General features: G+C 44.6%; 18 protein-coding genes. 9 read left to right on the plus strand and 9 right to left on the minus strand.

All coding sequences use genetic code 11. From position 1 onward, the window contains the following. Positions 1 to 111 precede the first annotated feature (111 nt). The 6 genes from odhB to sdhC all read right to left on the minus strand — a co-directional run bounded on the left by odhB (position 112) and on the right by sdhC (position 7,898). A complete protein-coding gene (gene odhB / locus J6836_RS12040; protein WP_219244298.1) occupies positions 112 to 1,323 on the minus strand; it encodes a 2-oxoglutarate dehydrogenase complex dihydrolipoyllysine-residue succinyltransferase in 1,212 nt (403 codons plus the stop codon). Positions 1,324 to 1,337: 14 nt separating this feature from the next. Next, a complete protein-coding gene (gene sucA, locus J6836_RS12045) occupies positions 1,338 to 4,151 on the minus strand; it encodes a 2-oxoglutarate dehydrogenase E1 component (protein WP_219244299.1) in 2,814 nt (937 codons plus the stop codon). Positions 4,152 to 4,650: 499 nt separating this feature from the next. Beyond that, complete coding sequence (locus J6836_RS12050) at positions 4,651 to 5,367, minus strand: succinate dehydrogenase iron-sulfur subunit (RefSeq protein WP_219244300.1); 717 nt, start codon at positions 5,365 to 5,367, stop codon at positions 4,651 to 4,653. Between the two features lie 35 nt (positions 5,368 to 5,402). Further along, positions 5,403 to 7,169 carry a succinate dehydrogenase flavoprotein subunit gene (gene sdhA / locus J6836_RS12055; protein WP_219244301.1) on the minus strand — a complete coding sequence of 589 codons (1,767 nt, stop codon included), beginning with the start codon at positions 7,167 to 7,169 and terminating at the stop codon, positions 5,403 to 5,405. Position 7,170: 1 nt separating this feature from the next. After that, positions 7,171 to 7,515, minus strand: a complete 345-nt coding sequence (gene sdhD / locus J6836_RS12060) for a succinate dehydrogenase membrane anchor subunit (protein WP_047756338.1) — start codon at positions 7,513 to 7,515, stop codon at positions 7,171 to 7,173. Then, on the minus strand, positions 7,509 to 7,898 hold the full coding sequence (gene sdhC / locus J6836_RS12065; RefSeq protein ID WP_004909059.1) for a succinate dehydrogenase cytochrome b556 subunit: 390 nt from the start codon (positions 7,896 to 7,898) through the stop codon (positions 7,509 to 7,511). The genes sdhD and sdhC overlap by 7 nt, the downstream gene beginning before the upstream one ends. A 672-nt stretch (positions 7,899 to 8,570) precedes the next feature. Here sdhC and J6836_RS12070 point away from each other — a divergent pair. Then, positions 8,571 to 9,857, plus strand: a complete 1,287-nt coding sequence (locus tag J6836_RS12070; RefSeq protein ID WP_206085299.1) for a citrate synthase — start codon at positions 8,571 to 8,573, stop codon at positions 9,855 to 9,857. 77 nt (positions 9,858 to 9,934) lie between these two features. On the opposite strand, the gene J6836_RS12075 is transcribed toward J6836_RS12070, so the two are convergent. Beyond that, positions 9,935 to 10,693, minus strand: coding sequence for an AraC family transcriptional regulator (locus tag J6836_RS12075; RefSeq protein ID WP_219244302.1), 759 nt, complete (start codon positions 10,691 to 10,693; stop codon positions 9,935 to 9,937). Positions 10,694 to 10,818: 125 nt separating this feature from the next. Here J6836_RS12075 and J6836_RS12080 point away from each other — a divergent pair, with 125 nt between their 5' ends. After that, the gene (locus tag J6836_RS12080) at positions 10,819 to 11,952 is read left to right on the plus strand and encodes a multidrug effflux MFS transporter (RefSeq protein WP_219249493.1); all 1,134 of its coding nucleotides are present in this window, start codon (positions 10,819 to 10,821) and stop codon (positions 11,950 to 11,952) included. A 471-nt stretch (positions 11,953 to 12,423) separates the two neighbouring features. On the opposite strand, the gene J6836_RS12085 is transcribed toward J6836_RS12080, so the two are convergent. Together J6836_RS12085 and J6836_RS12090 are read right to left on the minus strand one after the other, a co-directional pair. Further along, on the minus strand, positions 12,424 to 13,167 hold the full coding sequence (locus J6836_RS12085) for a type 2 GTP cyclohydrolase I (RefSeq protein ID WP_219244303.1): 744 nt from the start codon (positions 13,165 to 13,167) through the stop codon (positions 12,424 to 12,426). Positions 13,168 to 13,370: 203 nt separating this feature from the next. After that, positions 13,371 to 13,577: a YbfA family protein gene (locus J6836_RS12090; protein ID WP_219244304.1), complete on the minus strand. Its 207-nt coding sequence runs from the start codon at positions 13,575 to 13,577 to the stop codon at positions 13,371 to 13,373. A 445-nt stretch (positions 13,578 to 14,022) separates the two neighbouring features. Between J6836_RS12090 and kdpF the strand changes: the two genes are divergently transcribed. From kdpF to J6836_RS12125, 7 genes are all read left to right on the plus strand, one after another. After that, positions 14,023 to 14,112, plus strand: a complete 90-nt coding sequence (gene kdpF / locus J6836_RS23340; protein ID WP_206085296.1) for a K(+)-transporting ATPase subunit F — start codon at positions 14,023 to 14,025, stop codon at positions 14,110 to 14,112. Position 14,113: 1 nt separating this feature from the next. Next, complete coding sequence (gene kdpA / locus J6836_RS12100; protein WP_219244305.1) at positions 14,114 to 15,817, plus strand: potassium-transporting ATPase subunit KdpA; 1,704 nt, start codon at positions 14,114 to 14,116, stop codon at positions 15,815 to 15,817. A gap of 13 nt (positions 15,818 to 15,830) precedes the next feature. After that, entirely contained in the window at positions 15,831 to 17,894 is a 2,064-nt protein-coding gene (gene kdpB, locus J6836_RS12105; RefSeq protein ID WP_219244306.1) for a potassium-transporting ATPase subunit KdpB, read from the plus strand. Between the two features lie 10 nt (positions 17,895 to 17,904). Then, positions 17,905 to 18,495 carry a potassium-transporting ATPase subunit KdpC gene (gene kdpC / locus J6836_RS12110; RefSeq protein WP_219244307.1) on the plus strand — a complete coding sequence of 197 codons (591 nt, stop codon included), beginning with the start codon at positions 17,905 to 17,907 and terminating at the stop codon, positions 18,493 to 18,495. Between the two features lie 11 nt (positions 18,496 to 18,506). Continuing rightward, positions 18,507 to 21,194, plus strand: coding sequence for a two-component system sensor histidine kinase KdpD (gene kdpD, locus J6836_RS12115; protein ID WP_219244308.1), 2,688 nt, complete (start codon positions 18,507 to 18,509; stop codon positions 21,192 to 21,194). Between the two features lie 16 nt (positions 21,195 to 21,210). Further along, positions 21,211 to 21,894: a two-component system response regulator KdpE gene (gene kdpE / locus J6836_RS12120; RefSeq protein WP_219244309.1), complete on the plus strand. Its 684-nt coding sequence runs from the start codon at positions 21,211 to 21,213 to the stop codon at positions 21,892 to 21,894. A gap of 93 nt (positions 21,895 to 21,987) precedes the next feature. Continuing rightward, entirely contained in the window at positions 21,988 to 22,383 is a 396-nt protein-coding gene (locus J6836_RS12125) for a DUF5329 family protein (protein WP_219244310.1), read from the plus strand. The last annotated feature ends 168 nt before the right edge of the window (positions 22,384 to 22,551 follow it).

Here is a 22,551-nt window from a genome sequence, read left to right on the forward strand (position 1 = left end):
TCTGAAGAGGCGTTTATTCGCCTCCTGCAATTGTTACTGATTTAGCAACCCGCGAACGGGCTGCATCGGTTACTTCAGACCGGGCAGGTTGTTCCCTGCCCTGTTATGTTGCTATACGTCCAGCAGTAAACGAGTTGGATCTTCCAGCATATCTTTGATAGCGACTAAGAAGCCGACTGACTCGCTACCATCGATTAAGCGGTGGTCATAAGACAGCGCTAAGTACATCATAGGAAGAATCTCTACCTTACCATTTACAGCCATAGGGCGGTCTTTAATGGCATGCATGCCTAAAATTGCGCTCTGTGGTGGGTTAATGATAGGTGTAGACATCAGAGAACCGAATACGCCACCATTAGTGATAGTGAAGTTACCGCCGCTTAAGTCTTCAACAGTTAATTTACCGTCACGACCTTTAACAGCCAGTTCTTTAATTTTCTTCTCGATATCAGCCATGCTCATTGCATCGACATCGCGCAGTACTGGGGTGACCAGACCACGAGGTGTTGATACCGCAATGCTGATATCAAAGTAGTTATGGTAAACCACATCACTGCCATCAATAGAAGCGTTCACTTCTGGATAGCGTTTCAGTGCCTCAACCGCAGCTTTAACATAGAAGGACATGAAACCTAAACGTACGCCGTGACGTTTTTCGAACGCTTCGCCATACTGTTTACGTAAATCTTTGATTGGTTGCATGTTGATTTCGTTAAACGTGGTCAACATTGCTGTGGTGTTTTTCGCTTCTAACAGACGCTCTGCGATACGTTTACGTAAACGTGTCATTGGAACACGTTTTTCGCTACGGTGTGCTAAAGGAGCCTGTGGTGCAGCTGGTGCAGAAGCCGCTGGCGCTGCAGATTTGTTTGCCGCTAAGTGTTTTTCAACATCTTCACGTGTTAAACGACCGCCAACACCCGTACCTTTAATATTTGCAGGGTTCAGGTCATGTTCTGCAATCAGACGACGAATCGCTGGGCTCAGCGCATCGTTGCTTTCATCTTCTAAACTCGCAGTTTGGCGCTGAGCTGGTGTTGATTCTTGCGCGCTTTTAACTTCCGCAGGAATGCCAGTGCTGTCGCCTAAACGAATACGACCTAACAGTTGTTTAGATAATACCGTTGCGCCTTCGTCTTCAACGATTGCTTCTAATACGCCCGCTTCGCTCGCTGGCACTTCCAGTACCACTTTATCTGTTTCGATCTCAACCAGGACTTCATCACGCTGAACACTGTCACCTGGTTTTTTATGCCATGTGGCAACCGTAGCATCGGCAACGGACTCAGGAAGATCGGGAACAAGAATTTCTACGCTACTCATTTTCTATCCTTTAATTATTCAATGTTCAAAGCGTCATTGACCAGAGCTTTCTGTTGCTCTTGGTGTACGGACGCATAGCCAACTGCTGGAGATGAAGAAGCAGCTCGACCTGCATAACGTAAAGTTGCCCCAGCTGGGATAGCTTCACGGAAATTATGTTGACTGCAATACCAAGCGCCTTGGTTTAATGGCTCTTCTTGACACCATACAAAGTCTTTCACACCGGTAAATTGCGCCAACGCTTTTTGGATGTCTTCGTGTGGGAACGGATACAGCTGTTCGATACGTACGATAGCCACGTCAGTTTGTTCATTCTTACGACGTTGTTCTAACAGATCGTAATAAACTTTACCTGAACACATCACGACGCGTTTCACATTTTTCGGATTGATTTCATCGATTTCACCGATAACTGGTTCAAATGTACCATTTGCCAGTTCTTCCATGCTAGACACCGCTAGTGGGTGACGCAGCAGGGATTTAGGTGACATCACGATCAGAGGACGGCGCATGCCACGCAGGGCTTGACGACGTAACATGTGATAAACCTGAGCCGGTGTTGACGGCACACACACTTGCATGTTTTGGTCAGCACACAGTTGCAGGTAACGCTCTAAACGTGCAGATGAGTGCTCTGGGCCCTGACCTTCATAACCATGAGGCAGTAACATCACCAGACCACACATACGGCCCCATTTTTGCTCACCAGAGCTAATGAATTGGTCGATAACCACTTGCGCACAGTTAGCAAAGTCACCAAATTGCGCTTCCCAGATGGTCAGTGCGCGAGGTTCAGTTGTTGCATAACCGTATTCGAACGCTAATACCGCATTTTCAGTCAGAACAGAATCCCAAACGTTGAACACGCCTTGGCCGTTATGAATGTTTTGCAGTGGAACGTAAACAGAACCGTTAGTTTGATTGTGAACAACCGCATGACGGTGGAAGAAGGTTCCGCGGCCCGCATCTTCACCGGATAAACGCACTGGAACACCTTCATCAACTAACGTTGCATACGCTAAAGTCTCAGCTGCACCCCAGTCGAGTAATTTATTGCCTTTCGCCATTTCTGCGCGGTCAGCATAGATTTTCTCAACACGAGATTGCGCGACAACGCCTTCAGGGATAGTGCTGACTTTAACAGCCAGATCCGTTAAGCGTTTGATATCAACGGTTGATTTGTAGGATGCATCCCACTCGTGGTTCAAATACGGCGCCCATGTGTATGAGTTCAGACCCATTTCACGGTACTCTTCAACCACACAGTTACCCGCATCTAACGCATCGCGGTACAGGTTAACCATTTCTGTCACATCATTTGCACTCAATACGTTTTCTGCAATTAAGCGGTCTGCGTAGATTTTACGTGGTGTTGGGTGCTGCTTGATTTTTTGGTACATCACAGGCTGAGTTGCACTTGGCTCATCGGCTTCGTTATGACCATGACGGCGGTAACACACTAAATCGATCATGACATCGCGTTTAAAGGTATTACGGAAATCCAGCGCTAAACGTGTGACAAATGAAACCGCTTCTGGGTCATCTGCATTCACGTGGAAAATTGGCGCCTGAACCATCTTAACGATGTCAGTACAGTATTCTGTTGAACGTGTATCTTTCGGGTTTGACGTGGTGAAACCAATTTGGTTGTTAATAACGATACGCATGGTACCGCCCACTTCATAACCGCGTGCTTGAGACATGTTCAGGGTTTCTTGCACAACGCCTTGGCCTGTTACTGCAGAGTCACCGTGAATGGTGATTGGCAGAACCATGTTGCTGCGACCTTCATCTAAACGGTCACGGCGAGCGCGTACAGAACCGATTACCACTGGGCTAACGATTTCAAGGTGCGATGGGTTAAACGCCAGCGCTAAGTGAACACGTGAACCGGCGGTTTCAAAGTCAGACGAGAAACCTTGGTGATATTTAACGTCACCCGCACTTGAATGATCTTTGTGTTTACCAGCGAACTCATCAAATAATTCGCCCGGTTTTTTACCTAAGATATTAACCAGTACGTTTAAACGACCACGGTGCGCCATACCCAGAACAACTTCGCGAGTATCTTGTTTGCCAGCGTGGTGGATTAAGTCTTTCAACATTGGGATCAGTGAATCACCACCTTCCAATGAGAAGCGTTTTGCACCCGGGAATTTAGCCCCGATATAGCGCTCAAGACCTTCAGCCGCAGTTAACTCAGACAGGAAGCGTTTTTTCTCATCCGCAGAGAAAATTTTAGACACGTCAACAGACTCAAGACGTTGTTGAATCCAACGTTTTTCTTCTGTATTGGTGATATGCATATATTCCGCACCGATTGAACCGCAGTAAATGCGTTTCAGGTTGTCATATAGCTCGCTGAGTTTCATGGTTTCTTTGCCGATAGCAAAAGAACCGACGTTGAAGGTTTCGTTGAAATCTTCTTTCGTTAAGTTATGGAAAGCTGGGTCTAAATCTGGAACAGATTCGCGATTCCATAGCCCTAACGGGTCAAGGTTAGCATTTTGATGTCCGCGAAAGCGGAATGCATTAATTAACTGCAAAACTTTGACTTGTTTTGCGTCGATAGCTGGATCGCTAACAGAGGTGTGATAACGAGTAGAGTCTTTTGCTAAGCGGCGGAAGTAATCGCGCGCTTGGGAGTGGAATTGCTCACCATTGGTGCCGAGGGCTGCACCTGGTAGTTGCTCAAAAATGGCTTTCCACTCGGCATCGACAGAGTTAGGGTCAGTCAGATAATCTTCATAGAGCTGTTCTATATATGTCTGGTTCGCGCCTGCCAGAAAGCTTGAATCCAGCCAGTCCTTCATTACGCCGTTCTGCATTGTGATCCCTTAAGCTTTAAAAGCTTTAGTTTTCGCCGTGGTTAACTAATCGCCGCATTTAAGCGACCTCGATAAAGGTTCTCTTGGACGTGCTTTATGCATGTTCTCTCTTTGGGAGGCCCTTTATCAGTAAGGGTTTCCCTTTTAAGGAACCTTTAAAAACTGGCTGCGGTTTTTAAAGGCCCCTAAGATTACGCTTTCGTCTTCTTCATCTTTTGCAGTTGGCTATTTTTTTTACTTTTTACTGTTACTTTCGTTACGTTCACTTTTTTGCGCTTTTGTTGTTACAACGTTTTATTTAATGCTACGTTTTATTGATGACAATGTTACTTTCTGATGACCTTTATGGGTATTTGGTTTTCGCGCTTTTGTGACCTTAAGCGCTATTTAAATCAAAATCTTGGATTTACTTTACGCTTTATTTTTAACTTATGTTTTTATTTCGTGCTATTTCCACTTTAGCCCGCAGTACCAAGGCACTGCGGGTTAAATTTAGCTATTAAGCACTATGTTTTAGCAACATAGATTTAATATGACCAATAGCTTTTGTTGGATTTAGCCCTTTAGGGCATACATTGACACAATTCATGATGCTATGACAGCGGAAAACACTGAAAGCGTCGTTCAGATCATCTAATCGCGAATCGGTTTCAGTATCACGGCTATCAATCAAGAAACGATACGCCGCTAACAGGCCTGCTGGACCAATAAATTTGTCCGGATTCCACCAGAAAGATGGGCAAGAAGTCGAGCAACATGCACACAAGATACACTCGTATAAACCATCGAGTTTTTCACGTTGTGCAGGAGTTTGTAAATTCTCACGCGCGGGTGGATTTTTGTTGTCATTAATCAGATATGGACGGATTTTTTCGTATTGGGTATAGAACTGAGTCATGTCGATGATCAGGTCACGTACAACAGGCAGACCCGGCAAAGGACGAATGACAATTTTCTTCCCATTACGGGTTAAAGCAGACAATGGCGTGATACAAGCCAGTCCATTTTTACCGTTCATGTTCAGACCATCAGAACCACATACCCCTTCGCGGCAAGAACGGCGGAAGGATAATGTTGGGTCTTGCTCTTTGATTTGGATTAACGCATCCAGCAACATCATGTCACGCCCTTCTGGAACTTCTAGCGTGTAATCTTGCATACGTGGTGCGTTGTCCACATCAGGATTGTAGCGATAAATCGAAAATTGTAATTTCATAGTTTATTTCTCCGCAACTGGATTAACACCACGCATTAGTAGGTACGAATTTTCGGTGGGAAGGCTTCACGCAGTTTTGGCTGCATGTTAACTTCACGACGCGTCATCGTTTCAGATTGCGGTAAATATAATGAGTGACATAACCAATTCGCATCATCACGCTCTGGATAGTCAAAGCGGCTGTGAGCCCCACGACTTTCTGTACGGAAGTTTGCAGCTTGTGCAGTTGCATAAGCGGTTTCCATCAGGTTATCCAGCTCTAAACATTCGATACGCTGTGTATTAAACTCAGTCGACGTATCATCAAGGCGTGCATTTTGCAGACGTTCGCGAATCACTTTCAGCTCTTCTAAACCTTTCGCCATTGCATCACCTTCACGGAATACTGAGAAGTTATGCTGCATACAGGTTTGTAGTGCTTTACGGATTTCAGTTGGATCTTCGCCAGTACGTGCACCTTCCCAACGATTAAAGCGAGCCATTGCTGCGTCGATGTCAGATTCAGAAGCATCACGCATTGAACCTTGTTCCATGATGGATTCTTTCAGGTGCAGACCCGCAGAGCGGCCAAATACCACTAAGTCGAGCAGTGAGTTACCGCCTAAGCGGTTAGCGCCGTGTACTGATACACAAGCAATTTCACCCACAGCGAACAGACCTGGGATAACTTCGTCTTCGCCTTTTTCGTTATAGCGAAGTGCTTGGCCTGTAACTTTCGTTGGAATACCGCCCATCATGTAGTGACATGTTGGGATGACAGGAATTGGTTCTTTAATTGGGTCAACGTGCGCGAAGGTACGTGATAATTCAAGGATACCCGGTAAACGCGATTCCAGAACTTCTTTCCCTAAGTGATCCAATTTCAGCTTAGCATGTGGACCCCAAGGACCATCACAACCACGGCCTTCACGGATTTCAATCATGATTGAACGTGCAACAACGTCGCGACCTGCAAGGTCTTTCGCGTTTGGTGCATAACGCTCCATGAAGCGCTCGCCGTCTTTATTCAGCAAGTAACCACCTTCACCACGGCAACCTTCAGTGACCAGAACCCCTGCCCCTGCGATACCCGTTGGGTGGAATTGCCACATTTCCATATCTTGCAGTGGTACGCCAGCACGTGCAGCCATACCAACGCCATCACCCGTATTGATGTGGGCGTTGGTGGTTGATTGGTAAATACGGCCTGCACCACCTGTTGCCAGAATGGTTGCTTTCGCTTTGAAGTAAACGAGTTCGCCCGTTTCCATACAAATCGCAGTACAACCCACAACATCGCCATCTTGGTTTTTAACTAAATCAAGGGCATACCATTCAGAAAAAATGGTGGTGTGGTTTTTTAAGTTCTGCTGGTACAGCGTATGTAACAGTGCGTGTCCTGTACGGTCAGCGGCGGCTGCGGTACGCGCTGCTTGCTCACCACCGAAGTTCTTAGACTGGCCACCAAATGGACGTTGATAGATACTTCCATCGTCAAGGCGCGAGAACGGTAACCCCATATGTTCTAATTCGAGGATAGCTTCTGGCCCTGTTTTACACATATATTCGATAGCGTCTTGGTCACCGATATAGTCGGAACCTTTTACGGTATCGTACATGTGCCATTCCCAGTTATCAGGGTGCGTGTTACCTAAAGCAACAGTAATACCACCTTGCGCTGATACAGTGTGAGAACGGGTTGGAAAGACTTTTGACAGAAGTGCACAAGATAGGCCCATCTGTGAAATTTGAAGTGCTGCGCGCATACCTGCACCACCAGCACCGATAACGATAGCGTCAAACTCTCTGATTGGCAGATTCATTTTATGCACCCCACACAACGATTGTTCCGTAAATTAAATAAGCCAACAAACCTACAATGATAGCCAATTGCAACACTAAGCGAATTGCTAGCGGCTTAACATAGTCAGTCAGCACTTGCCACATGCCAATCCACGCATGCACAAGAATCGAGAACAAGGTGAGGATAGTGAATACTTTCGTCACAGAAGAGGCAAAGAAACCGCGCCAGACTTCATAGGTAATGTCGTTAATCGCAACAAAACCAACAATGTAGAGTACGTAGAGTGCGATGATAATCGCAGAGCCACGGATTAACAGCCAGTCCTGAATACCAGTACGGCCTAAAGCTGATGCATTACTTACCATACTAAGATCCCCGCCAGAATTGCCAGAATTACGGTAATAACAAATGTAATTTTTGCAGATGAGTTACCAGCAGCAAGGGTTTCATCAACACAGCCGAAATCCATTAGCATATGACGGATACCACCACAAATGTGGTAAGCCAATGCAGTCAAGATGCCCCAAAGAATGAACTTAGCAAAAAAGCCAGTCATTATTTCAGACGCGTATTGAAAACCTTCTGGAGAGGAGAGAGATGTCCCTAACAACCAAAGCAGAATACCAACTGCGATGAGAGTAATGACGCCAGAGACACGGTGCAAGATCGAAGATATTGCAGTGATCGGGAAGTGAATCGTCTGCAAATCAAGGTTGACAGGTCTTTGTTTTTTCACAATTTTGCCCACACAGCTCTTTATTATTTTCCATCCTCCGGACCTGGGGTGGAAATCAGACAGCGACAGGGGTACAAAATGCAACTTAACACAAACTCTAATCCATCATGTTTAAATAAAGTTGCATACTGATCACGCTGGGAACTCCTACTACAGGGTAATCCGGAGACCTGCCGCTAGTATAAAGTCTTCACAATGCCATTACAATTCCCACACAAAATGTTTGGGGACATTTAGCCCGAACAGTGAGAAGGATCACGATTTAAACATTTTGTATAAATGTGCTTATCTTATTTGACAATGATTCAACATTTATCTTACATATAGGTCTGGCAGAATTATCTTAACGGTGCGGTTGATACTTCACCGTAAAAATAAAAAACGTGCACATTGCAATGTTAGATACTCCACAATTTGAACTATGATGGGTATTAATAACAAAAGTTATGAAAGTTGTTCCCCTTACCACAAATAATGATATTGTAGGGAAAACAACAAAAAGAACATAACATCTACACACTCATAAACAACCTAATTACATTGTCGTCGGTCTCAGATTTCAGGTTTTATGTGATAGCGAGCTGATTTCCAAAGCATACCGGTAGAACAATGCACGAAGACACAGTATAACGCTGAGCTTCTGGGTTGTTGGGTGTCGATTATCAAGCGCTAAGGAGACCGTAAATGGCTGATAACAAAGCTAAGCTAATGACTGGTAGTGCGGGTGACATTGAACTCGATATTTTAAGCCCTACAATTGGTCAAGACGTTATCGATGTCCGAACTTTAGGTTCAAAAGGGTTCTTTACCTACGACCCTGGTTTTACTTCTACTGCATCCTGTGAATCAAAAATCACCTATATCGATGGTGATAAAGGCATTCTGCTGCACCGTGGTTTCCCTATCGACCAACTGGCAACCGAAGCCTCATACCTCGAAGTCTGTTATATCCTGCTGTACGGTGAAGCGCCTACCCAAGAACAATACGACGTATTTAAAAATACGGTGACTCGCCATACCATGATCCACGAGCAAATTACTCGCATGCTTAATGGTTTCCGCCGTGACTCACACCCAATGGCTGTATTATGTGGTGTGACGGGAGCACTGGCGGCGTTCTATCACGATGCGTTGGATGTTAACAACCCACGTCACCGTGAAATTACGGCTTATCGCTTGCTGTCCAAAATGCCAACGGTTGCAGCAATGTGTTATAAATATTCTATTGGCCAACCTTTTGTTTATCCACGTAATGATTTGTCATACGCGGGTAACTTCTTGCACATGATGTTCTCTACTCCATGTGAAGAATATACAGTGAATCCAGTTCTTGAACGCGCAATGGACCGCATTTTAATCCTGCACGCTGACCACGAACAAAATGCATCAACCTCAACGGTACGTACAGCAGGTTCATCAGGTGCAAACCCATTTGCGTGTATTGCAGCGGGTATCGCGTCACTGTGGGGGCCTGCTCATGGTGGTGCTAACGAAGCTTGCCTACGCATGCTTGAAGAAATTCAAACTGTTGAGCACATCCCTGCATTTATCGAACGTGCGAAAGACAAAAATGACTCTTTCCGCTTGATGGGCTTTGGTCACCGTGTTTACAAAAACCACGATCCACGTGCCACGGTAATGCGTGAAACTTGCCACGAAGTTCTGAATGAACTGGGCTTGAATGACAGCTTACTGGAAGTTGCAATGGAGCTGGAGCGTATCGCACTGAACGACCCGTACTTCATTGAGAAGAAACTGTACCCGAACGTTGACTTCTACTCAGGTATCATCTTGAAAGCAATGGGTATTCCATCTTCAATGTTCACCGTAATCTTCGCTATTGCGCGTACTATTGGTTGGATTGCACACTGGAACGAAATGCACGATGACGGCCTGAAAATTGCGCGTCCTCGCCAGCTGTATACCGGTTATGACAAACGTGAATTCAACTCTGAATTAGCAAAAAAATAATATTTCGTTAAATACGAACCCCTACGTAAAGCAAGACCTTGATTTATCAAGGTCTTTTTTATTTAACTAACCATTTCCTACCGTTGGTACTCTCTTGGTGTCATTCCGCTCATTTTACGAAAAAAACTAATAAACGCACTGTCACTCGTAAGCCCCAGTTCTTGACTAATAAAATGATATGGCTTTTCTTGTGCTAGCAATTCAACTGCTTTAATAAACCGCCATTGCTGCCGCCATGTTTGGTACGTCATTCCCGTTTCTTTTAAAAAAATACGGGTTATTGTCTTTTCGCTAGCGCCGACAATTTGGGCAAGTTGGCTCAAATTAGGGGGTAATTGCTCGATATCGAGGTGTTTCAGGCGCCTATCTTGCGGTAAAGAAAGCAAAGTTGGTTCGGTTGTGGCTGCTTGCAATTCATCAATAAAAACAGGTAATAAATTGGCTAACCTTCCCTTTTTCCAATCACTGTCAAAGGGTGCGATAGCAATACGCTCTAATAACTCCCTTAACAACGGTGAAATGCTCAAAATGACCACTTCGTTCTCGAGCTTTTGGGCATATTCTCCACCAAGATAAACTGACCGATAACCCACTGATTCACGCATTTGTGCGCGATGATGAACATGTGGCGGGATCCATGCCACCCTACCAGGGGGTAACAGAGAGAGACGGTTTTCGAGGGATATACGAATGCACCCTTGCTGGGTAAACAAAAGTTGCCCCATTTCATGGGTATGCGTGCCTGAATCGTGCTGACCCATTTGCGCAGCAATCCCTAAAACAGGGGCGGGATACCAGTGTGTTTGAAACTCATCCGTTTGATTTAACCACGCCATAGCTTGTCCGATTTTTGATATTAATAGTCTTTATTATTGTAATAAGACACCTAAATTACCATTAAACTGCCCATCATTGACAGGTTAGACCATTATTTTTTATTACACAGGGTAAAAAAATGAACATGAAACACCCTCTATCATTATGGCTGGCTGTAGCCCTAATGATGTTCCCACAGATTGTGGAAACCATCTACAGCCCTGCACTGACGGGCATTGCGAGCGCTTTTTCAGTGAATGCAGAACAAGCTTCACAGACGCTTTCGCTCTATTTCTTTGCCTTTGCATTGGGGGTTGTATTTTGGGGGAGAGCCTGCGATACGGTTGGCCGTCGCCCAACGATTTTAGCGGGTTTGCTGGTTTATGGGATAGCTTCAATGGGTGCCTTGTTTATTAGCCAATTTTATCTGTTACTGCTGCTGCGAATGCTAGCTGCTTTTGGGGCCGCTGTAGGCTCAATTGGTACACAAACGGCAATGCGGGATAGCTATCAAGGCCATGAATTAGCAAAAGTTTTCTCAATTATGGGCATTGCATTGGCTATCAGCCCTGCACTCGGTATGTTATTAGGCTCAGGTCTCGTCAGTTTGGCGGGTTATCGTGGTGTTTTTATTGGTTTAGCTATTTTAGCTATCGTACTTTTACTGTGGTCAATATATCGATTACCAGAAACACGCCCTGAAAACGTGATCAAAATCCCATTTATGGAGACATTTTTACGGATGATCACGGATAAAGAGATTATGAGAAATGTGATCTTGATAGCATTTTTCAACATTAATTTATTTAGCTATTATCAGCTGGCACCTTTCAGTTTTGAACAATTAATGCTCACTCAGCAACAATTTGGTTTCACGGGAATTTTATTGGCACTTGGAGTGGGGTTAGGCTCGATGATTAACCGCCATTTATTGGCTAAAAAACACACACCCGAGCAACTTATTAAGTTATCGAGTGCCATTTCTTTAGTTAGTGGCTGTACAGTTTTCGTTCTTATGGATTCCGTTTGGTTCGTTTTACCCGTCATCGGCGTCGTTATTGGCTATGGCATTGCGATCCCGAATATCCTTGCTCACGCATTAAACCGTTATGGCGACCGAAAAGGCACTGCCGGCGCGATTTTAGGTTTGCTTTATTATATCGGGCTCGCCATCGGGCTGATGGTCGCAGGCTGGAGCCAACACTTAGGTTTAGTGCTCGCTATCTCTAGTTTGGTTCTCGTTCTTGCATCACTACACTATCGCGTTTATACGAGTTAACTTATTGTTTTACTAACATACATAATTTTCTAAGTGTGTTGTAGCTAGGCGGCAAATAAGGATAGCCAACATAGGTACAGCTTGATATATGGCTATAAATTAAAATACGTTTTTCTTTTAAGCCTAGGTTTTTTCTAAATAGTTGCTGCTGTAACAAGGCAGCAAAATGAAGTCATCACGGGGAGCATACATAAGTATGTGACCCCGTGTGGCTGAATGAAGCTAACGCCGTGACAGCGCTAAATATGACAAAAAAATGGATGCATACATAAGTATGTGACTAAAGTTCGCGAATGCAGCCAACAACGCAGTGATTAAAAAATGACGAAGGTTAGATAAACATTTAATTCTCTAAATAGTTCGAGTTGTGGCTAGGCGGCAAATGAGGATAGCTTGGGGAGCATACATAAGTATGTGACCCAAGTAGCCGAGTGAAGCCAACGCCGCCACAGCTCGAAATATGACGAGAATTTAGGCTGGGTTATCGATATCGACAAACTCGGCGTCCAACCCCTGCTCATCGACTAACCACTGAGTCAGCGCCTTAATCCCGTAACGCTCCGTTGCATGGTGCCCTGCACTGTAAAAATGGATCCCCATTTCCCTTGCGATATGGATCGTTTGTTCTGAGACTTCCCCTGTTACAAAGGCGTCAACTCCAAACTCTGCAGCTTGCAAAATAAAACCTTGCCCGCCCCCTGTGCACCATGCGATTTGGCGAATTTCTTCTTTCGCGTTATCACCACAGTGAAGGACTTTACGGCCTAGGCGCGTTTCTAAGCGCGAGGTCAACTCTGCTGGGGTTATTGGCTGGTCAAAAAAGCCAAATGGCATCAATGGGTCAATTTGGCCATTCACTTGTACGCCCATGATATAAGCAAGCTGTGTATTGTTACCTAATTGATGATGAGCATCTAAAGGAAGGTGATAACCATAAAGGTTAATATCGTTGGCTAATAATGTTTTTAATCGGTTTTTTTTCATGCCTTTAATAATGGCTGGCTCATTTTTCCAAAAATAGCCATGGTGAACAATCACCGCATCCGCCTTTTTCTCAACAGCGACATCGAGTAAAGCTTGGCAGGCCGTCACTCCTGTAATGATTTTATGCACATGGGGACGGCCTTCAACTTGCAGCCCATTTGGTGCGAAATCTTGAAACTCACTCACTTTAAGTTCGTCGTTAATGACTTCTTCTAATCTTAAGTTATGCATTATGTTGTCCTTTTTACCGCATAGCGAATCTATAACGCCATTTTGAATATAATTTACTGATAAGCAATAAGCATAAGCGGAAACACACTTTTTTTCTGTGTTATTTGAAGTGCATCATTCGAAAAGGAAATGAAGGATATAAAAGACAAAACCCCCACAACGAGTCATTGCAGGGGCTATTATCAATTACTTAAGATGTAGGGTTAGCGATGGCTTTCGAGCGTGTTCTCTGAACGCTCTAGCCAGACAGGCTTATCGCTTGTTTTCGACCACACTTTATTTAAGTAACTGTAATATTGAGCTCTTTTCGGGTGAAACACCATAACAGGAAACGCAATAATGCCTGCGGTAACAGCAGCAGTGCGGCGTGCAAGTACCTGATTACGGGAATATTCGCGGTATGTGGACATCGATATCCTCCTTCAGTTGCCACTTTATTTGTCGATCCCAGTTTTGCTCCAAAAAACTCCCCAAATACAGCTATTCCACAGAGCGACTAAAACCGAACAGATAATATGAAAATTAATTAACTGATTATAGAATAGCGTAAATTGTGTAATAAAACTACTCATCTGACCACTAAAATTAAATCTTTACTAATAATTACCTATCATTCTGTATTTTTACTACGATATTTAACCTTAAATCGTTTTAAATAAACATTTAAACAACAATCCAATAACAAACTATAATTTAAGTGCTATTACTTACTTTATTAAATAGTGTCAGCCCCACTAAGTTGATTAAAAAGAGGGGATTTTTATACTTTTTTTACACCCAGCCCTATCTTTTTATCAGCTTCTTTACAACGAACTCTCTACCCTTATTTCATGGAAATAATAAGGAGAAAACACTGTGTCATTACTTTCCATTTTTGGGGCAGTTCTCGTTGTTCTACTGCTGGTTTATCTGATTTACGCCCTGCTTAACGCGGAGGATTTCTGATATGGCCACTACTGCATTTTTACTGATTGGCAGCTTCCTGTTAGTCTTACTTATCTTGGCTAAACCATTAGGCAATGGAATCGCGCGTCTTATTGACGGTGATATCCCTCGCCCTTTAATGGCAAGCGAATCATTACTTTGGCGTTTAGCAGGTATTAAACAACCTGGAAAATCAGCGGCCGAAATGAATTGGCGACAATATGCCTTAGCCATAGTTTTATTCAATGTGCTGGGTTTTGTTTTGTTGTTCGCCATTTTAATGTTTCAGGGCAGTTTGCCACTCAATCCACAACATTTTGCTGGTATGAGTTGGGATTTAGCCTTCAATACGGCGATAAGTTTCGTAGCAAACACCAACTGGCAATCTTACAGTGGTGAAAACACGCTAAGTTATTTGAGCCAAATGGCAGGCTTAACTGTACAAAATTTCCTCTCGGCCTCAACAGGTATTGCCGTGGTTTTTGCTTTGATCCGTGCCTTCTCACGTCATGGCAGTAAAACGTTAGGCAATGCATGGGTCGATATCTACCGTATCACCTTTTATTTATTGTTCCCTCTTGCCATTGTTGTCGCCTTATTTTTTGTCAGCCAAGGGGTGATCCAAAATTTTTCTGACTACCTCTTAGTCGACAATTTAGATAACACAACACAGCTATTGCCAATGGGCCCTGTGGCCTCCCAAGAAGCAATCAAATTACTGGGAACTAATGGTGGTGGCTTCTTTGGTTCGAACTCTTCACATCCATTTGAAAACCCGACTGCATTGAGTAACTTTGTTCAAATGCTGGCGATATTCTTAATTCCTGCCGCATTGTGTTTTGCCTTCGGCCGTTCTGTGGGGGATAACAAACAAGGGCATACCTTGTTATGGGTTATGGGAATTATTTTTGTTATCGCCGCCATAGTGGTAATTAAAGCTGAGTACGTTGGCAACCCATTTTTAAGTGAACTGCATGCAAGCAGTAGCGCCAATATGGAAGGTAAAGAAAGCCGCTTTGGTGTTCTTTCCTCGGCTTTATATGCCGTTGTCACCACTGCAGCGTCATGTGGTGCTGTCAATGCGATGCATGATTCTTTTACGGCAATGGGCGGCATGATCCCAATGTGGCTAATGCAGATTGGTGAAGTCGTTTTTGGTGGTGTCGGCTCTGGCCTGTATGGCATGTTGTTATTTGTTCTACTCGCTGTCTTCCTTGCTGGACTGATGATTGGCCGTACTCCCGAGTACTTAGGGAAAAAAATTGAAGTCCGTGAGATGAAGATGGTTGCACTGGCAATTTTAGTGACACCAACCTTAGTGTTACTTGGTACAACTATTGCCTTAATGACCGATGCAGGACGTGCCGGTATTTTAAACCCTGGCGCTCATGGTTTTAGCGAAGTGTTATATGCATTTTCATCGGCTGCCAATAACAATGGTAGTGCATTTGCGGGACTCAGTGCCAACACCCCGTTCTACAATGTGCTACTTGCTATCGCTATGTTTGTTGGGCGCTTTGGTGTCATCTTGCCTGTACTTGCTATCGCAGGTTCGATGGCACTCAAAAAATCCCAAGCACAAAGTCAGGCAACATTGCCGACCTCTGGCCCACTTTTTATTGGCTTATTAATCTTTACAGTCCTCCTTATTGGCGCACTGACTTTTGTCCCTGCACTGGCACTCGGTCCAATTGCTGAGCAGTTACAAATTGGTTTTGCGGGATAATCAGGGGAAAAAAATGAAAAAGCAAAAAACACCTTTATTTGATAAAAAATTAATCCAGCAATCCATTTTTGATGCTGTGAAAAAATGCACGCCACAAGCACAATGGCGTAACCCTGTGATGTTTGTAGTGTATATCGGTAGCCTCATTACCACCTTATTATGGGCGGCAATGGTGGCAGGGGTAACTGAAGGAAGCGCATGGTTTAGCGGTATGGTCACCTTGTGGTTATGGTTTACTGTACTGTTCGCCAATTTTGCTGAAGCTTTAGCTGAAGGCCGCAGTAAGGCTCAAGCGCAAAGTCTAAAAGGGGTAAAACAGCAAAGCAATGCCACGCGCCTTGCCGCTGCCTCATTGGACGCAACACAAGAAATAGTGAGTTCCGAACAATTGCGCAAAGGCGATATTGTCCTGATCCGCGCAGGGGAAACCATTCCTTGCGATGGGGAAGTTCTTGAAGGCGGTGCATCTGTGGATGAAAGCGCGATCACAGGGGAATCAGCCCCAGTGATCCGTGAATCTGGCGGTGACTTTTCCTCTGTGACAGGCGGGACTCGTGTGCTGTCTGACTGGTTGATTGTTGAATGTACCGTGAACCCCGGTGAGACATTCCTAGACCGCATGATCTCCATGGTGGAAGGTGCACAGCGCCGTAAAACACCGAATGAAATCGCCTTAACTATTTTGTTAACTGCACTCACCATTATCTTTGTATTAGTTTGTGCAACTTTGTACCCGTTTACGGTATTTGCCGCAGAGTATGCAGGGGCAGGCAGTGCAGTTTCTATATTAGTGCTGATTGCATTACTCATTTGTTTAATTCCAACCACAATTGGCGGACTACTTTCTTCCATTGGCGTGGCAGGTATGAGCCGTATGTTGGGAGCTAATGTGATAGCCACCAGCGGGCGAGCTGTCGAAGCAGCGGGGGATGTGGATGTTTTATTACTCGATAAAACGGGCACCATTACACTGGGAAATCGCCAAGCCTCTGAGTTTCTGCCTTTAGCTGGCGTTACGGAAGAACAACTAGCGGATGCAGCGCAGCTCTCTTCACTTGCTGATGAAACCCCTGAAGGGCGCAGTATCGTCGTGCTTGCGAAACAAAAATTCAATTTACGTGAAAGAGACATTCACGGATTGAATGCTACTTTCGTGCCATTCTCCGCAATGACTCGTATGAGTGGGGTTAACGTCGGTGAACGCATGATCCGCAAAGGCTCTGCCGATGCCATTCGCCGCTATGTTGAAGCGAATCATCAAAAATTCCCAGAGGAAGCGGACAAACTCGTTGAAAAAGTCGCCCATTTAGGGGGAACACCATTAGTTGTTGTTGATGACCAAACTGTTTTAGGCGTTGTTGCGCTCAAAGATATCGTCAAAGGTGGGATGAAAGAACGCTTTGCCCAAATGCGCAGCATGGGGATCAAAACCGTAATGATCACAGGGGATAACCACTTAACTGCCGCAGCCATCGCGGCGGAAGCGGGTGTCGATGATTTCCTTGCTGAAGCAACTCCCGAAGCCAAGCTCGCCTTGATCCGCCAATACCAATCAGAAGGCCGACTAGTCGCTATGACGGGTGATGGAACCAATGATGCCCCTGCACTCGCCCAAGCTGACGTGGCCGTTGCGATGAACTCAGGGACACAAGCCGCGAAAGAAGCAGGGAACATGGTGGATTTAGACTCAAACCCAACCAAGCTCATTGAAGTTGTACACATTGGTAAACAGATGCTGATGACCCGTGGTTCACTGACCACCTTCAGTATCGCAAATGATATTGCTAAATACTTTGCCATTATCCCTGCAGCATTTGCGGTGACATGGCCGCAGCTGAACGCATTAAATATCATGCACTTACATTCACCTGCATCCGCCTTGCTTTCTGCGGTGATCTTCAACGCACTGATTATTGTCTTTTTGATCCCATTGGCACTTAAAGGTGTGAATTATCGCCCCATGAGTTCCCAATCACTTTTGCAACGAAACTTAGGCTTATATGGTTTAGGTGGCTTGATAGTGCCATTCGTGGGGATCAAATTGATCGATATGTTTATTAGCTTGTTTGGTATTTAAGGATTTAATTATGAACATGATCCGTTCATCTATTATCATGTTATTAGTGTTAACCCTATTAACAGGGATAGCCTACCCTCTAATGGTCACAGGTCTTGCGAATGTCTTTTTTCCATGGCAAGCAAAAGGCTCTTTAGTCACACGGGATGAGCAGGTTATCGGTTCCAAACTGATTGGACAAAATATACAAAGTGAGGGGTATTTCCATGGTCGCCCTTCCGCAACCGCGGAAACACCATACAACCCACTCGCTTCAGGGGGAAGCAACCTTGCTGTTAGTAACCCCGTGTTACAACAAACGATGGCAGAACGTAGTAAACTGCTGCGTGCTCAGAACCCAGATGCAGGGAATGCCATTCCTGTTGATTTACTGACCGCTTCCGCCAGCGGGCTTGATCCAAATATTTCGGTTGATGCCGCCATTTACCAAGCACCACGTATCGCGAAAAACAGACAGATTTCATTAGAAGCCGTAAAATCATTAATTACGGCGCAAACAGAAACAGCCTCACTGCCCTTTTTAGGCGAACCCATTGTGAATGTGCTACAACTGAATTTGGCACTTGATGAATATATGCAGCAAATGAATAGCCAACGTTAATAAGGTGAGTTATGAAAAATCAGGAACCTTCTCGCCCAAACCCTGATGATTTATTGGTGAAAGCCAATGAAGATGGCCGCGGTAAATTAAAAATCTTTTTCGGCGCCTGTGCAGGTGTCGGGAAAACCTATGCCATGCTACAAGAGGCTCAACGCCTACGCTCACAAGGGTTAGATGTCCTTATCGGCGTGGTGGAAACCCATGAAAGGGAAGAAACTGCTGCCTTATTGGATGGACTATCGGTGCTGCCACATAGAAAATTACAGCACCGTGGTCGCCGTTTAAATGCATTTGATATTGATGCGGCAATTGCGAGACACCCAGCCATTATACTCATGGATGAGTTAGCGTTTAGTAACCCAACTGGCAGCCGTCACCCAAAACGCTGGCAAGATGTTGAGGAGCTATTAGATGCAGGCATCGATGTGCTAACCACCATTAACGTTCAACATATTGAAAGCTTGAATGACATTGTGGGGAGCATAACGGGTATTCGTGTGCGCGAAACGGTTCCTGATCATATTTTTGATGCCGCCAATGAGGTGGTGTTAGTCGACCTACCCCCTGACGATTTACGCCAGCGCCTGAAAGAAGGCAAAGTGTATATTCCAGGGCAAGCTGAACGCGCCATTGAGCATTTTTTCCGTAAAGGAAACTTAATTGCGCTACGTGAGCTGGCTTTACGCCGCACCGCTGATCGCGTTGATGACCAAATGCGAGAGTTTCGTGACGGTAAAGGTGAGGCCCCAGTTTGGCACACCCGTGATGGGCTTTTATTGTGTATTGGCCATAATATGGGTAATGAAAAATTGGTGCGTGCGGCCGCAAGGCTCGCTGCAAAGTTTGGCAGCGTATGGCATGCAGTTTATGTCGAAACCCCCACACTCCACCAGCTCCCTGAATCGCAACGTCGCGCTGTGCTCAAAGCACTGCGCCTTGCCCAAGATTTAGGGGCAGAAACCGCCACCTTATCTGATTCTTCCGAAGAAAAAGCCATACTGCGTTATGCGCGAGAACATAATTTAGGCAAGATATTGATTGGCCGCCGCGATAAACACCGCAAATGGCCCAAACTCAATTTCCGCCCAGGCTTTGCAGATCGCTTAGGGAAATTAGGGCCCGATCTCGATTTAGTGATTGTCGCCCTTGAAGAAAAAAGCGATTGGGATAAAGAGCCTGAAAGAAAACCATTTTCTGAAAAATGGCGTTCCGATTTAAATGGTTACTTGATGGCGATTGTGATGTGCGCCGCTATCACCTTATTTTCTAGAACATTTTTACTCGCATTAGACAAAGCGAACCTCGTAACGCTCTATTTATTAGGCGTGGTACTGATTGCCCTATTTTACGGGCGCCGCCCTTCTGTCTTTGCCGCACTTGTTAACGTTATTAGCTTCGACCTATTTTTTGTTCAGCCTCATTTTTCCCTCGCCATCATGGATATGCAATACTTAGTGACCTTTAGCGTGATGCTAATTGTCGGTGTCGTTGTGGGAAACCTGACCGCAGGCATGCGTTACCAAGCGAGAATTGCCCGCTATAGAGAACAACGAACTCGCCATCTCTATGAAATGACGAAAGAATTAGGACAAGCACTCAATACGGAAGATATCGGAAAGACAGGCTATCACTTTCTTAATAATGCTTTTCAAGCAAAAAGCTGCTTATTAGTACCTGATGAAAATGGCAATTTGCGCCCACTATTATGTGATGGGCATACACCGATGCAAATTGATAAAGCCATTGCCAAATGGAGTTTTGATAAGCGCCAGCCTGCAGGGGCGGGAACAGATACCCTGCCAAGTGTGCCTTATCAATTGCAGCCGATCACAACGGTAGATCAAACCTTAGCCGTATTAGCCATCGAACCCCGTAACTTACGCCAGTTGATGATCCCTGAACAACAACGCATGTTGCAGACGTTTACAGGGCTGATCGCCAGCGCCCTTTCGCGCTTACAACTGACAAAACAAGCTGAATCCGCCAAATTAGATATTGAACGCGAGCAACTGCGAAACTCCTTACTAGCCGCACTTTCTCACGATTTAAAAACACCGTTAACGGTTTTATTTGGGCAAACGGAAATTTTGATGCTGAACTTATCCGCAGAAAACTCCCCTCTGACGGCGCAAGTTAACCAAATGCGCCAACAAGTACTTAGCACGTCACGTTTAGTGAATAACTTACTCGATATGGCGCGTTTACAATCTGGCAGTATTCAACCCAATCTTGAATGGGAATCTTTGCAAGAAATAACCAGTAGCGCGGTCAGAACATTAGATTACACATTACACAGTCACCCATTAGAGATTAACATTCCCGCTGATTTACTGTTATATTGCGATGCCATGTTAATCGAGCGAGTATTAATTAACTTATTGGAAAATGCCGTAAAATATAGCCATGAAGATACCCCCATTGGCATCAATGGCTATATTGAAGGGCAGAAAATTCATATTGAAGTGTGGGATGCCAGTAACGCTATTCCTGATGGACAAGAAAAAACGATTTTTGATAAATTTTCTCGCGCACAAAAAGAGTCCGCAATCCCTGGTGTTGGCCTTGGGCTGGCTATCTGCCGCGCAATCATTCAATTACACGAAGGGGAAATTTGGGCGCAAAATAATAATAAAGGTGGAGCTAGCTTCCACTTTGTTTTACCTTTAAAGCAACTCCCTGATATTGAAGCTGAAGTTTAGGAGACATTACCCGATTGTGAGCAGCCATCAAATCCTGATTGTTGAAGATGAAAAAGAAATTCGCCGCTTTGTCCGACTTGCATTGGAGGGTGAAGGCTGGAAAGTTTTCGAGGCTGAGAATTGCCAACGGGGGTTGATTGAAGCAGGCACAAGACAACCGAATTTACTGATCTTAGACCTTGGGCTGCCTGATGGTGATGGGCTTGATTTAATTCGTGATTTACGAAAATGGAGCAGCATTCCCATTATTGTCTTGTCTGCCCGCGAAGAAGAATCACAAAAAGTTGCCGCTCTTGATGCAGGCGCGGATGATTATTTAACAAAACCTTTTGGTATCAGTGAATTACTCGCCCGAGTTCGTGTGGCTTTGCGCCGTTTTGGTAAAGTGGGCCAAGAAAGCTCACAATTTCAATTTGGTGATATTACTGTCGATTTTATTAATCGGATTGTCACTAAGCAAAATGAAGAATTGCACCTCACGCCTATTGAGTTTCGCTTACTTAGCGAATTAGTTGCTAATAGCGGTAAGGTATTGACTCAACGTCATTTATTATTGCAAGTATGGGGTCCAAGCTATATTGAGCATAACCATTATTTGCGGATTTATATGGGTCACTTACGGCAGAAATTGGAAAATGACCCAACTCGCCCGGTTCATTTATTAACGGAAACAGGCATTGGCTATCGGTTTATGCCATAAGCCAATTTTGCATCGAATTCTCAGAATCTTTCCGCTAGTTTAAAACCTTTGGCTGGCTATAATTTCCCCATTATTTTCTATGGAGAGAAATTCGTGCAATCATTAACAACCCAGCTATCGAACCGTTTTTCATCTGCCTTAGTCCTTTTTTTAGGAATTTTTGTGACAACTCAAGCCCTCGCTTTGAGCCCAGAAGAAAAAGCGCGCACTGAGTCTTTACTCACAGAGCTCGGCAAACAACAAAACTTAACATTTACTCGCAACGGCACAGAACACAACGCGACCGATGCAGAATCCCATTTACGTTTAAAATTACGTAAAACAGAAAAACGCCTAAACACCACCGAGCAATTTATTGATAATGTAGCCTCAAAATCGTCCATTACCGGCGAAATTTACCAAGTTAAAGATGCCCAAGGTAATGTGCTCCCCGCCAATCAATATTTGCATGATCTATTGAAAGACAAAGTGGATAGCAAATCCGAATAAGTTTTGTCAGTCTGTAAACTTCCATAAAAAAAGCCGACATTTAACATGTCGGCTTTTTTGTCTTTATCTATTTAGCCTTAATCGCACCAGCTCACGAGAGAGACTTCACTCCGCACGGCCCCTAAATAATTTGTGCCACAGGTAGGCGGCAAATTAAGTTATCCCGTG

Source organism: Providencia sp. R33 (assembly GCF_019343475.1).
Taxonomy (GTDB): Bacteria; Pseudomonadota; Gammaproteobacteria; order Enterobacterales; family Enterobacteriaceae; genus Providencia.